The sequence below is a fragment of the Pseudoalteromonas sp. AS71 genome, assembly GCF_038900275.1.
GTDB lineage: Bacteria > Pseudomonadota > Gammaproteobacteria > Enterobacterales > Alteromonadaceae > Pseudoalteromonas.
This window is the reverse complement of the sequence record NZ_JBBMQZ010000001.1, coordinates 219985-233362: the sequence shown is the minus strand read 5'-3', so window position 1 is coordinate 233362 and position 13378 is coordinate 219985. Positions and strand designations below refer to the sequence as shown.

Sequence of the window (13378 nt, the reverse complement as noted above, 5' to 3'; positions counted from 1 at the left end):
ATAGGATAATGATTAAGATGAAAAAAATAGCCATCGTTGAAGATGAACCCGCAATCCGCGAAAACTACATAGAAATGTTGAGTGCACAGGGCTACCAAGTAAGTGGCTTTGCCGATCGCGCTAGCGCTGAAGCTGAATTTAAAAATGCCCTGCCCGATTTAGCCATTGTTGATATTGGCCTAGGCCATGAAATAGATGGTGGTTTTTTACTGTGCCAAACATTGCGTTCGCTTTCTAAAACACTGCCTATTATTTTTTTAACCGCCCGCGATAGCGAAATAGATACCGTATGCGGCCTACGCATGGGCGCCGACGACTACCTAACAAAAGACATAAGCTTGGCTCACTTGGCTGCACGTATTGGTGCGCTATTTCGCCGAATGGAAGCACTTGAACAACCCGCTGATGCAAATGCACTCATAACACGCGGGCAGTTAACGCTCGACACGCAACGTATGCAGGTATTTTGGCAGCAACAATTAGTTGATTTAACCGTAACCGAATTTTGGATGCTGCATTCACTCGCCCAGCGACCAGGCCATGTTAAAAGCCGTAACGATTTAATGAGCGATGCAAAAATTTATGTAGACGACAGCACTATTACTTCACACGTAAAACGTATTCGTAAAAAGTTTATAGCACTCGACAGCACCTTTGATTGCATAGATACCGTGTATGGCATGGGCTACAGGTGGGAACAATACTAATGCTACGATTTGGTCTACGCAGTAAATTTATATTACTTTCATGTTTTTTGTTTTTGCTACCGTGGCTTGGCTACGAGTACGTATGGGAAATGGAAAAGTTTTTACGCCAAGGCCAAGAAAAAACCCTCGTAGGCACCACTCGCGCACTTGCTACCGCATTACATGAGCGCCCTGCATTATTTGACGAGCAAACCAACTTTTTAGACCAAGTTGTAAAAGGTCGTGATTTATACGCTTATAATCTTAAAAACCCTATTCAGCTCGACGGTAAACTTAACGATTGGGACAGCTATCAACCGCTATTTTGGCATTACGACAAGCGCTACTTACAAAAAACAGATAACAAACATCAAGCCAGTGACTTATCGTTTGATCATATGGTTGGCAAGTTTGATAACTACTTATACGCTGTATTTAAAGTCACCGACAATACTCTTATTTATCGCGCTAAAAATAGCTTAAGTATTACCAATAACGATTATTTACAAATTGGTTTAAAAACGCCTGACGGCCAGTTTAATACTTACATTATTGCGCCGCGCCAAGACGGCTGGATTAATGCGTTTGATGCAAATACCAAAGCCCCTTTTACTAAAATTCAGGGCTATTTTGAAAGTACCGAATCAGGTTATAACGTAGAGCTGCGCTTTCCTATTAGCATGCTGGGCAACAAACTTGGCTTTGCTATTGTTGACATTGATAGTAAAGAGGCATTGCTAGAGCCTAAAATAATGTCAACCTCAAACTTAAATAACCCAAACGATTTGGGCTCGGTATTAGTCCCTTCCCCAGAAATTAGCCGTATTTTAAAAGGTATGGGCCACAGTGGTAGCCGCATTTGGGTGGTTGATAACCATCATCGTGTACTTGCGCAATCGGGTACTATTCAAAATGCAGATGGCGTATGGGCTGATGGACTTGCTAACAAAGCACCTGAAACTTGGTGGCAGCGCTTTGAGCAAAATTACTTACACCCAATTTACTATAAAATATTAACGCGCCCCGAAAATGAGTTTTTAGATACCCTGCACGATGTAGCTTCTATGCAGGGCACACATTTAGCGAAAGCATTAAAAGGACAACCTGCATCGTCTTGGCGATTAACACCCGACAGTAAAGCCGTTATTTTATCGGCCGCTTACCCTATTTGGATTCAAGACCAAGTAATTGGCGCGGTAATAGCAGAGGAAACCACAAACGGCGTACGTACGCTGCGTAACAAATCGCTCGAAAAACTCTTTAACGTTATTTTAGCTGTGATGCTAATTGGTACTGTCACCTTGTTCTTTTTTGCCTCACGTATATCGAACCGAATTAGGCGACTGCGCGATACAGCTGAACAAGCAATTGATGCACAAGGGCGTGTTACCGGCAGTATTAATTACAGCGATGCTAACGATGAAATTGGGGATCTGTCTCGTAGTTTTTCAAACATTGTGAGCCGACTTGGTGGCTATACCGATTACTTAGAAAATATGTCGTCGCGGTTATCGCATGAGCTGCGCACGCCGGTTGCCGTAGTGCGCTCGTCACTCGAGAACTTACAAAGCTTGCCACAAAACGAGCTGAGTCAAAAATACCTTGACCGCGCCAGTGAAGGCGTTGAACGCTTAGGTAAAATAATAACCACCATGAGCGAAGCCACTCGCCTTGAGCAAAGCATTCAAAGCAACGAACCTGAACCTTTTGATTTACAAAAAGTAATAAATGGCTGCATGCAAGGCTATCAGCTTACTTACCCAAACCAGTTATTTACGCTTGATGTATGCCAAAACAAATTACCTATGCAAGGTGCTCCGGAGTTTATAGCTCAGCTGCTTGATAAACTTATTAATAACGCGCTGGAGTTCAGTGAAGCCAATACGGCTATTAATGTAGGCCTTAAGCAGAGCGAAAATAAAGCAACATTAACTGTGAGTAATACTGGTCCCGCTTTACCTGAAGGGTTAACTGAGCATATTTTTGATTCAATGGTGTCGGTACGTAGCCAGCAAATGCAGCAACAGCCACATTTGGGATTAGGGCTTTATATTGTAAGGCTGGTGTGCGACTACCATAAAGGCAGTGTAACCGCGCAAAACAACGAACAAGGTGATGGTGTAGTATTTACCGTAACACTGCCGTTAGTTAATGGTTAGGGCTGTATTTATACCGTTATATTTGTACCGTTATATTTATAGCCACAGCATTATATGCAAATAGTAAGTACGCAATAAATTAAATTCAGCTGTATATTTTTAGTTAAAAAGAGTTATCAAAATTCACCTTAACTCCATATAAATTAACAAATAAACCCCTCTCATCCCTTAAAACCCGCCGGTTACAATTTAGTACAACTTCAAATGTAACTATTCACTTTTTATTCAGTCGAATGACCATACCCTACATCATATTAAAGTATTAAATTGAAGGAATACTCATGAAACCATCACTAGAGCGTGAAGAACTAGACTTTATTTTTGACTTATACAGACCCTCTAAAAAACCTGAGCCTGAAGAGATAAAACCAAAAAGCACCAATTACAAAGAGCTAAGAAAGCACGACGCGACTAAAAACCAAGGCGTATCGCACTACTTAGTCTGATTTTATTACGCTTGGGACTTCTCATGTTCTAAAAATGCTTTAATGCAGTTTATTTCTGCAAGTTTTACTTCTTCGCCTATTTCAGGGCCTTTTTTGCCATTTTTAAGTGCATCTTGCACTACTTGTTTCTTATCCATTTTTTGCAGTTCAGTATGAATTGCTCGCAGTTTAGCTGCTTGCGGGTATGGCTTATCTACCAGTGTTTCACCACGCCCTTGTGCATCACATTGGCATGCTTGGGTAAACGCTATAAAACGTTCTGGGTGTACCAAAGCATTTAAGTTAGTCACTATTAGCTTGTGAATGGTTTGCGGCCTTAACTGATCAATTGTATGGCAAAGGGTGTGATTATCACTGGTGAGTACACCAACATCGCGAAAGCGATTAGGCACTTTTAAGCGCTCACAAAACGCCTCAATAATTGCAACACCTTCGCGTTCGTGCCCACGTAAATTTCCATACTTTTTAAAACTAAGCGCCTTACCAAAGTCATGAGTCAGCGCTGCAAAACGAGTTTCTAAGTTAAAATTTAAATCTGCGGCGCGTCTAAGTACCAACATAGTATGCACAAATACATCCCCTTCAGGATGATGGTTTGCTGGCTGCGGTACATTAACCATGCGCTCAAGTTCTGGGAAAATACCCAAGTCTTGCAATGCTTCAAAATAAAGCTCAGGGTGCTTTTCACCCAGTGCTTTTTCAGTTTCAAGCCACACGCGCTCAGGTACTAAATGATTTAGCTCACCTTTATTTTTAAGCTCGCGCATTAACGCATACGTACTTGGGTGAATACGCCAATCGCTGCCATAGCGCGCTAAAAAACGGGCAATACGCAGTACTCGAACAGGGTCTTCTACAAATGCCTCAGTGGTGTGGCGCAGTGTTTTATTTTGTAAGTCAGTTTGGCCATTAAACGGGTCAATAATATTACCGTGTTCATCAAGCGCCATTGAATTTATGGTTAAATCACGCCTTGCTAAATCTTCTTCGAGCGTTACGGTTGGGCTGGCATCAACCACAAAGCCAGTATAGCCTTTGCCACTTTTACGCTCTGTGCGCCCTAGTGCATATTCTTCTTTTGTTTTTGGGTGTAAGTAAACCGGAAAGTCACTACCTATTGGCACAAAACCAAGCGATTCCATCGTTTTTGGTGTTTCCCCAATCACTACATAGTCGTTATCTTTTGATTTTATATTTAGCAGTTTGTCGCGCACTGCACCGCCAACGAGGTAAACTTGTTTTAAGTTACTTTTCACTTTATTCCCAATAACACTTGCCCAATTGTTTGACGCTAATCATATCATTAATTAAAAAATTCTGCGGTATTTGCCAAGCTTAAGTAAGCTCATTACAATGGCGCATTATTTTTAGCTATAGCCTCATAATTAATGAAAAACCATTCATCAAAAAAAGAACTCATGTTACTACCCATTTTATTAGTGGTTATTTTGATGTGTGTGGCGGGTCACTTTTTACTACAAGCAAATTTTCAAGACAGTAATTTGGTTGAATACATGTTGGCAGCACTGCCGTTTGCTATGTTTGGGTTGGTTATTGTGGCGTTTAAAATGGCGGCTAAAAGCGAAAAGGATGAACAAAACAAGCAGGACTCTTAATCCTACTCTGTTTTAGCTACTTATTATAATTTAAAGTATGTGATAGCCAAACCAGTCTGGCTTTATCGGCTGCGATATACCGCTGGGCGTGAGCTTAATGTTTAGCTGGCTGTCGAGTAAATCAATGGCAAAGCAATCGTCCACATCATGTAAATCATCTTTATGAATATGACTAAGCCCTGCGAGCAAATCGTTTTTAGCGCGCTCTTTAGCTTCATGGCTACTGCTTGCAACATACAGTGCAAAGTCATGTTGCTCAGCCATGGAATCACTTCTGTAAGCGCCTAAATTTACAAAATAGAGTTGTTTATTTTGCTCCACATAGCTATCAACAACTTCTACTTTAAAGCCATCAATATGATTAATTGCCATGTAGCTATCCATGTGAACACTACTTCTGTCGCCTACCCATTGGCTTTTTAACTTTGAGTAGGTTTGCTCTATATTCTCCCCTACTACAAAACGAATATCATGCATTTCAATGTGGCAACCTTGAATCCGGCCACCTAAATACACCATAAATAACTGCATGCTTTTCCTTAACCTAAATTATCAACATCAATATTATGCTTTTTAATCAACTTATAAAAATCTGAGCGGTTGCGCTTGGCAAGCTTAGCGCCTTCAGCTACGTTACCACCTGCCATTTTTAAAGTGTTAATTACATAGTCGCGCTCAAACTCTTTTTTAGCGTCGTTTAGTGATAATGGTTCTACGTTTGTTTCGTTACTATTTAGCGCAGCTAACACTAAGTGCTCTGAAATAACATCGCTTGGCGTTAATGCTACAACCTGCTCTACTACGTTTTGTAATTGGCGGATATTACCTGGCCAGTCGTAACGTACAAGCGCATGCATAGCATCGCTTGCAAAGTGTTTTTCAGTTTGGTTCATGCGCTTAGCAATGCTTGCACTAAAGTGCTGTGCTAATAAGCTTATATCTTCACGGCGCTCACACAGTGGCGGTAATTTTAAATTAACTACGTTTAAGCGATAGTATAAATCTTCTCTAAATTGCTGGTTTAAAATAGCTTCAGGAAGATTTTTATGTGTTGCCGACACTATGCGTACATCAATTGCTATCTCTTCTTGAAAACCTACTGGGCGAATTGTTTTTTCTTGTAATACGCGCAGTAACTTAACCTGTAAGTTAAGCGGCATATCGCCAATTTCGTCTAAAAATAACGTGCCACCCTGTGCTTGTTGAAACAAACCTTGGTGATCTTTAATTGCACCCGTAAACGAGCCTTTTTTATGACCAAATAATTCGGACTCTAAAAGCTCCCCTGGTACAGCGCCGCAGTTAATTGCAACAAAAGGGCCACCGCTTACATGGCTATGCTGGTGAATCGCCTGTGCGAGTAATTCTTTACCAGTACCACTAGCCCCCGAAATAAGTACATTAACTTGCGTTGGCCCAAGTAGTTTTACTTGCTCTAACAAGTGCAGCATTGTGCCGCTACGCGTAACTATATTACTTTTAGGTGCAGCTTCATCGGCGTTAACACCATGAATTTCTATCGCTTTTGCAAGGCTGTCAAATAGCTCATCTTTATCCACTGGTTTAGTTATGAATGCAAAAATGCCCTGCTTAGTTGCCTCTACTGCATCAGGAATTGAGCCGTGCGCTGTCATCATAATGACAGGTAATGCAGGGTAGCGGCTTTGCAGCTGACGATGCAGTGCCATACCATCCATTTCATCCATGCGTAAGTCGGTTATTACGGCGTCAAACACTTGGCTTTTAAGTATTTGTAGTGCGGTTAAGCCGCTTTCGCAGGTTGTTACTTCGTATCCTTTTGATTCAATACGAATAGCGAGCAGTTTTAATAAGCTAGCGTCGTCGTCTACGAGTAATACTTTTGCACCTTGTACTTTAGTTGCGGCCATCGTTACTGCTCCTTCGTTTCTTCTCGTAGTAAAAGTTGCTGCTCAATCGTTGCTAACGATGAGAGGGTTTCTTGCATTTTATTATTAAGTGCTTGTTGCTCTTTTTTAGCATTTATTTGCATAGTCACTTGTTGCTTTTGAAGCCATAAATATTGCTTTATATCATCTGGCCAAAAGTAAGCAAGATCGAGTTTTAGCAACTTAGTCATTACTGTATTTGGATCATCATTTATGTTTAAGCACATAAATTTAAAAAAGCGTTTAAGATCGTTTTCGCCTGTAAAAATATCTTTTTTTGGCACCAATTTAAATCCGCCACACTGATTAGCGTGCCATGCAATAACTTGCTCTGCTGGAGGGTAGCTAGGTTCTATTTTTGGTCTGGGTTTTGGGCTTGGTTTGCTGTTTTTGTCGTTTTTTATTTTAGTATCGACCACAGGTGCTGGTGTAATTGACACACGCTCTTCTTGCCCATTATTAATTTCACAACCAGATATAACCATGCTGCTACTGAGCACACATAAAATAGCGATTAAACGCAAGCGCATGTTAATTAACTCCTAGATTTTTTGTTATGGGAATTTTAATTGAAAACCGGCAACCATGTGGCTCGTTATGTTCAACAGTAAGTGTACCTCTTAGCTGTTCAACAGACTCTTTTACAATAGTTAAGCCCAGCCCACTGCCTTGCAGCGTAACATTTTTACTGTGTTTACCTTGATAAAATGCGCTGAAAATTTGAGTTTTTTCTTGCTCTTTAATACCGCACCCTCTATCGAGCACAGCGATACAAAGTTGATTTTGCTCAAGCGCTAAATTAATAGTAACGCTTTGCTTATCTTCTGAAAATTTTAAGCCATTTGAGATAAGCTGAATTAAAATCATCTCAATAAGCTCACTAGGTAAAGCAAGCGGTTTATTTGGTAAGTCATTTCTCCATTGCAGAGCCTGCTCACGCGCACTTAAGCGATGCTCAAAATGGCTATTTATTTTATTAATAAGGAGGCTAAATTCAACTTCGCTTAGACTGTCTTTACTGGTACGAATCGCATTATAACTCAATAAACTGTCAATCATTGTGCGAAGGCGCACCATAGATTGGCTAATAAGCTCAAGTACCGCTTTTTGCTCACCTGTAATTGGGCCTACTATTTCATCAGTTAGTAAGTCAGTACCTTCGACCATTGAAGCTAACGGCGTTTTTAGCTCATGGGTGACATGGCGTAAAAAAGTATCTTTTTGCTGCTCAAGCATATGTAGTTGCTCTTGCACCCACTGAAGCTTCTCTCCTAGCTCAACTAGCTCAGCGGAACCTTTAACTGATATTTTTTGCTGCCAATGTCCCTGTCCTAACTTATCAATAACCGTGGTTAACCCTTTTAGTCGCCCACTTATGCGCCATAAAAAACCACCACCTACAATTAAAGTAAGTGGAATAAGTGCCACCAGCCAGTTTATAAATGAGGCTTGCAAGCTTGTCAGCTCATTTTGGTTATTGGTAATTTGCGCTTCGTTTTTATCACGTAACCATAAAGTAAGTTCAGCGACTAAATCGCTCACTGGCACAAACAACTCAGCTTGTTGTTGTTTTTGCTCAACCAATTCAACATGCGCGGTTTGTAAGGTGGTATATAAGCGTTGCCATTGGTGGGTATAATCTTTATTCATGTTTACAAATTTAAGCTCATCAATGCTTTGCAGGGATGATTGCCATTTATCAACAATGAGTTTGTCGAGCGATTCACTTTTTAATACCCAGTTTTGCCTAGTGGCCCGCTCAAGACTGTTGAGTTCTTGTTTTAGAGTATTAAACGATTTAGTAACTTGGTAATTATTACTCACAATACTTTGAGTAATAGCTAATTGCTTGTTAAGCGCATTTAAAAATACAATTACCACTATAGAAAGCGGAAGCAACGAAAGCAGCATACTCATTGCAAATTGCCCGATTAAATTAGGCCGCCAGTTAAGCATTGCTTGGTATTTTTTAGCTATGGTTGCTGGCATTTCGTTTAGTCCTTTTAAATTAAGCGTTCTATTATTAAGTGCTTACCTTATACACTAGCTGAACCAGCAATTATATTTAATACGATTAACAGCCAGTGCTACAAAAACAATGTGTCGCCAAATAGAGACAGCGTAAGCCATTGATTTTAAAAACATCTCTTTAATCTCGCTACATAGTGTTGCAAAAGACATACAAAAATTATAATAAACCCTGTAAAAAATTCTCACTCCCCTCAAGTTAAAACGCTAAGCATTTGAAAATTAATAATAATTATTATTGGCATCATTTTTGTAATGCTGTTACTAACTTTAATCAATAAGGAAATAATTATGAACAAACGCATTTTAGTAGTTTCATCATTACTGGCTTTAGGCTTTTTAGGCGCTAACGCACACGCAATGGACGTTCACGCGACTTTTAACGAGCTTGATAAAGACAGCAACGGCACATTAAGTGAAGCCGAAGCAGGTGAAGATGCTGTTTTACACGAGAATTTTTCACAAATTGATACCAATCAAGACGGTCAATTGTCGCTAGATGAATTCAAAAAATTTATCCAATAAACTCATTTAATAAGGAACGTGATTATGAAACAACTTATAGCCGCTTTTTCATTAATGTTTTTAGCAATTAGTGCCACTGTCCTTGCATCGCCAACAAACGTGCGCTTTACCCATTTAGATAAAGATATGGATGGGCAAATATCTGTTGCAGAAGCGAAGAAAGACAAAGAAGTAATGAGACAATTTACCGATTTAGACGAAGACGGTGATGAAAAAATCTCAAAAAAAGAATTTGAAAGCTTTAAACCTTAATCAGTAATTACTGATTAAGGTTTACTTAAGCTTGTTACAGGTAAACTGAGCTTAAAAGCATTTGCCATAATCCCTGAGGGAGTGTGTAAAAGGATTTAATGTTGGGAGTTAAATTACGGCAAGTGCTTTTTACTTTGTTTTAGTCACGAACTTTTAATACATCTTTTGGAAGGAACACCATGAAGATACTTCCCCTTGTTATAAGCATTTTAATGCTATTAAGTTTTGATGCCGCGGCACTTGATGTAAAGCAACGCTTTGATCACCTAGATAGCGACAAAAGCGGCTATTTAACACACGACGAACTTGATCCCCAACCACAACTTTTAAACACCTTTGTAAAATGGGACAAAAACCAAGATAACCAAATTTCGCTAGTCGAATTTAAAAGTTATCTAACTAACAACCTTTACTAAGTGATTTGTATGAAAAGTATAAGTTATATAACGCTGCTGGCGTTTAGTATTTTTAGCACATTTAGTTTTGCCGCAAGTAACGATATTGCAAAGCAATTTAAAAAGCTAGATAGGAACAAAGATGGTTTCTTATCACGTTCAGAAACCGCTATAGATCCGGCTTTGTGGTCACGGTTCTCAAGCTACGATAGTGATAAAGATGGCAAGTTAGCACTAAATGAATATGGCTTATATGCAAGTAAGTAGTTTTATAGCTAGGTAAACAAGCACCTAGCTTATTATATTTATATCTATTAATTACGTTCAGGCTTTATTTTTAGAACAATGCGCCAAATACTCTGCATCAGTAGGTTTTGGGCTCACCATAAAATCCATTTTGAGATAAGTTAGAATAGGTTGCTTACTCGTATTTTCAGTTGTCGCTTTCCAGCGCCATAAACCCACAGCAGCAGCTGCATTATTATCAAACACACCCTCAGGGTAGGATGCAATAACCTTATACCCTTGGGCTTCACCTTGTGAATTAATTAACATAGCCAGCTCAACACAACCTGAAATACTTTTCTTTGCAGCTTCTATCGGATATCGCGGCTCTACTCTTTTAGCAACATCCCAGTATTCACCTGCCTTACTTCGCAGTTCAGGACTCGATAAATCAATAAAACTCGGCATTTCATCGTTTACTTGTTGATCAGACGTTGAGCCACAGGCTGTTAGCATCATGCTCAACGGGAGTAATAAATAGAGGGCTTTCACAATATTTCCTTATTCTTGATGCTTATTTAGTTATTTGTAATATCCGTATTAAACTCATACCCATCAGATTTTATAAAGGTTCGATCTAAAACGTTACACACACTTAAAGTAACTTTAGAGTGAGGTAAATAAGTACTTTGTTCAAACCTTATAATCTTTCCCGTTACTTGAAATGTTTCATCAGTAGGAGGTTTTTTTAATTTCACCTGTTACTTGAAATGTTTCGCCAGCCGGACAATTTTTTAAATATTTTTTACCTACTGGTATTGAATCAATCATGAAATCAATTCTGATATGAGTAAGTACAGGTTGTTTAGCTACATTTACGTTAGTAGGTAGCCAGGCCCATGTATTTAAAGATTGCGCTGCGGCTTCATCAAATAACCCCTTTGGGTATGAAGAAATTACTTTATATCCTTGCGCCTTACCCTCAGAATTAATAATAGTCATGAGTTCTACACAACCAGCAAGACCTTTTTTTGCAGCAGCTATTGGATATCGTGGTTCTGTTCTTGTGGAAATATTCCAATAGTCTTTCACCCTGTCGCGCAGCTCAACACTTGATAAATCTATATAATCGCGTATTTCAGCATTTGATACATCAGTATGGTTTAGCTTTTCTACACTCTTATCTGCAGTAGGTGTCGATCCACATGCCGCAAGTAATGAAGTTAATGGTAGAAATAAATAGAGGGCTTTCATAGCGCTTCCTTATGCTTTATTGATTTTTTTGCATACTAAATAATCACATCAATTACCTATTTTGTAAACAGTTAATATAGAGAAAAGCCTTAAAATGAGGTCTATCAATTCATTGGTATTATAAAATCAAGTTTGTTAATGTAAGTAAATTAACAATAAAAATTAAGTAACTATGCCACTCAAAAAAATAATCAAACCACTCATACTAGCCAGCCTTTGCGCTAGTTCTAGTTACACTCTCGCACAAACAAAAGTAATTTATAACGCCAATGGTTATACCCCTTTATACAAAGGTGAAGTACAGCAGTTTTCTACCCTCGTTATTAAAAATGGCAAGGTAGTTAAGCTCGGTAGCGAAACACTTAAAGATAGCTACCCAGATGCCAAGCTAATTGACGCGCACGGTAATACCTTATTACCTGGCTTAATTGATGCTCATGGGCACGTTATTGGCCTAGGAGATAATTTATCGCAACTTGACGTACGCGGCGCAAAATCGGTTGATGAAGTAACAAATAAACTAAAAGTATTTGCCGATAACAAACAAGGTTGGATTATAGGGCGAGGTTGGAACCAAGAGCTTTGGGCTGATACACGCTTTCCTACAGCTAAAGATTTAGACAAAATAGTTAGCGATCGACCTGTGGTACTTTCTCGGGTTGACAGCCACGCCATTTGGGTTAATTCAAAAGCGCTCGAACTTGCTGGGATTAACGCCCAAACAAAAGCGCCCGAAGGCGGTGAAATAATTAAAGACGAATTTGGTAATCCTACAGGTATTTTTGTAGATAAAGCTGAATCGCTAATTACCCAGCATATGCCAGCCCCTTCAAAGCAAGATATAAGTGACTCACTAGATGCAGCAGGTAAGCATTTATTAAGTTTAGGCATTACCTCTACTCACGATGCAGGTATTGATAAAGCCACATGGGAGGTTTACAAAGAGCGCGGCGACCTTGGTAATTTACCGCTACGTATTGTGGCAATGTTAAGTGGTGCAAGCCCTGATTTAGATACAATGTTAAAGGCAGGCCGATACCACGACAAAAATGACTTTATGGAAATTCGCAGTGTTAAAGTTTACGCCGATGGTGCACTTGGCTCTCGCGGAGCCGCTCTGATTGAAGAATATGCAGACAGATCTGGCCACCATGGTTTAATGCTTGAAACACAAGAAAAACTTGAAGCGCTCTTTACGCAAAGCTTTAAAAGCGGCTTTAGCGCAAATACCCACGCAATTGGCGATAAAGCAAATAAAGTAGTACTTGATGCTTATCAAAATGTGTTTAAAAAAACGGGCGGTATATTACTACGTAACCGAATAGAGCACGCACAAATTGTAACGCCAGACGACATACCTCGCTTTAAAGCGTTAAAAATAATTCCTTCAATGCAGCCAGTACATGCCACTTCTGATATGCATATGGCAGAGCAACGCTTAACTGAAAAACAATTAAGCGGAGCCTACGCTTGGCAAACATTTTTACAGCAAGGATCGGTTGTTGCAGCAGGGTCTGATTACCCTGTAGAGCTTGCAAATCCATTTGATGGTTTGTATTCAGCCATTACACGCATGGATCATAACAAACTACCTGAAAACGGCTGGCGCGCAAGTGAAGTACTAAGCCGCGAAGATGCATTACGTGCATTTACTCTCGGTGGCGCTTATTCAGCTCATCAAGAATTTAAGGTGGGTAGTTTAGAAAAAGGTAAATGGGCCGACTTTATTTTAATTGATAAAGACTACTTTAAGGTGCCTGTTGACGAGGTATACAAAACAAACGTCCTGCAAACATGGGTAGCGGGAATAAAACGGTACGAAAAAACCAAAACAGAAAATACTATCGATAAATAAAACCAAAAAGGGTTAACGCAAGTTAACCCT

General features: G+C 39.6%; 16 protein-coding genes. 9 read left to right on the top strand and 7 right to left on the bottom strand.

The features are described from left to right. Positions 1-17 precede the first annotated feature (17 nt). From pdsR to WNY98_RS01180, 3 genes are all read left to right on the top strand, one after another. On the top strand, positions 18-707 hold the full coding sequence (gene pdsR / locus WNY98_RS01190) for a proteobacterial dedicated sortase system response regulator (RefSeq protein ID WP_342876902.1): 690 nt from the start codon (positions 18-20) through the stop codon (positions 705-707). Next, the gene (gene pdsS / locus WNY98_RS01185; protein WP_342876901.1) at positions 707-2845 is read left to right on the top strand and encodes a proteobacterial dedicated sortase system histidine kinase; all 2139 of its coding nucleotides are present in this window, start codon (positions 707-709) and stop codon (positions 2843-2845) included. The genes pdsR and pdsS overlap by 1 nt, the downstream gene beginning before the upstream one ends. 281 nt (positions 2846-3126) lie before the next feature. Further along, positions 3127-3291, top strand: a complete 165-nt coding sequence (locus WNY98_RS01180) for a hypothetical protein (protein ID WP_164487638.1) — start codon at positions 3127-3129, stop codon at positions 3289-3291. Positions 3292-3296: 5 nt separating this feature from the next. Here WNY98_RS01180 and WNY98_RS01175 read toward each other — a convergent pair whose 3' ends face one another. Next, positions 3297-4547 carry a multifunctional CCA addition/repair protein gene (locus WNY98_RS01175; RefSeq protein ID WP_342876900.1) on the bottom strand — a complete coding sequence of 417 codons (1251 nt, stop codon included), beginning with the start codon at positions 4545-4547 and terminating at the stop codon, positions 3297-3299. Between the two features lie 132 nt (positions 4548-4679). On the opposite strand from WNY98_RS01175, the gene WNY98_RS01170 reads away from it, so the two are divergent. After that, on the top strand, positions 4680-4907 hold the full coding sequence (locus tag WNY98_RS01170) for a hypothetical protein (protein ID WP_182692551.1): 228 nt from the start codon (positions 4680-4682) through the stop codon (positions 4905-4907). A 30-nt stretch (positions 4908-4937) separates the two neighbouring features. Here WNY98_RS01170 and WNY98_RS01165 read toward each other — a convergent pair whose 3' ends face one another. The 4 genes from WNY98_RS01165 to WNY98_RS01150 are packed head-to-tail and all read right to left on the bottom strand — an operon-like array spanning position 4938 to position 8803. Next, a complete protein-coding gene (locus WNY98_RS01165) occupies positions 4938-5438 on the bottom strand; it encodes a DUF1543 domain-containing protein (RefSeq protein ID WP_002961636.1) in 501 nt (166 codons plus the stop codon). 8 nt (positions 5439-5446) lie between these two features. Further along, complete coding sequence (locus tag WNY98_RS01160) at positions 5447-6796, bottom strand: sigma 54-interacting transcriptional regulator (RefSeq protein ID WP_342876899.1); 1350 nt, start codon at positions 6794-6796, stop codon at positions 5447-5449. Positions 6797-6798: 2 nt separating this feature from the next. Continuing rightward, positions 6799-7344: a hypothetical protein gene (locus WNY98_RS01155; RefSeq protein ID WP_024598655.1), complete on the bottom strand. Its 546-nt coding sequence runs from the start codon at positions 7342-7344 to the stop codon at positions 6799-6801. 1 nt (position 7345) lies between these two features. Further along, a complete protein-coding gene (locus WNY98_RS01150; RefSeq protein ID WP_342876898.1) occupies positions 7346-8803 on the bottom strand; it encodes a HAMP domain-containing sensor histidine kinase in 1458 nt (485 codons plus the stop codon). A 330-nt stretch (positions 8804-9133) separates the two neighbouring features. On the opposite strand from WNY98_RS01150, the gene WNY98_RS01145 reads away from it, so the two are divergent. The 4 genes from WNY98_RS01145 (at position 9134) to WNY98_RS01130 (ending at position 10281) form a co-directional block, all read left to right on the top strand. Next, positions 9134-9367, top strand: a complete 234-nt coding sequence (locus tag WNY98_RS01145) for an EF-hand domain-containing protein (protein WP_024598657.1) — start codon at positions 9134-9136, stop codon at positions 9365-9367. A 24-nt stretch (positions 9368-9391) separates the two neighbouring features. After that, positions 9392-9619 (top strand): hypothetical protein, encoded by a 228-nt coding sequence (locus WNY98_RS01140; protein ID WP_342876897.1) that lies wholly within the window; start codon positions 9392-9394, stop codon positions 9617-9619. A gap of 179 nt (positions 9620-9798) precedes the next feature. After that, positions 9799-10035: a calcium dependent protein gene (locus WNY98_RS01135; protein WP_024598658.1), complete on the top strand. Its 237-nt coding sequence runs from the start codon at positions 9799-9801 to the stop codon at positions 10033-10035. Between the two features lie 9 nt (positions 10036-10044). Next, on the top strand, positions 10045-10281 hold the full coding sequence (locus WNY98_RS01130; protein WP_024598659.1) for a calcium-binding protein: 237 nt from the start codon (positions 10045-10047) through the stop codon (positions 10279-10281). 57 nt (positions 10282-10338) lie between these two features. Here WNY98_RS01130 and WNY98_RS01125 read toward each other — a convergent pair whose 3' ends face one another. After that, entirely contained in the window at positions 10339-10791 is a 453-nt protein-coding gene (locus WNY98_RS01125) for an energy transducer TonB (RefSeq protein ID WP_076923628.1), read from the bottom strand. A 180-nt stretch (positions 10792-10971) separates the two neighbouring features. Beyond that, on the bottom strand, positions 10972-11493 hold the full coding sequence (locus WNY98_RS01120) for an energy transducer TonB (RefSeq protein WP_182747655.1): 522 nt from the start codon (positions 11491-11493) through the stop codon (positions 10972-10974). A gap of 172 nt (positions 11494-11665) precedes the next feature. On the opposite strand from WNY98_RS01120, the gene WNY98_RS01115 reads away from it, so the two are divergent. Beyond that, entirely contained in the window at positions 11666-13348 is a 1683-nt protein-coding gene (locus tag WNY98_RS01115; protein WP_342876896.1) for an amidohydrolase, read from the top strand. The last annotated feature ends 30 nt before the right edge of the window (positions 13349-13378 follow it).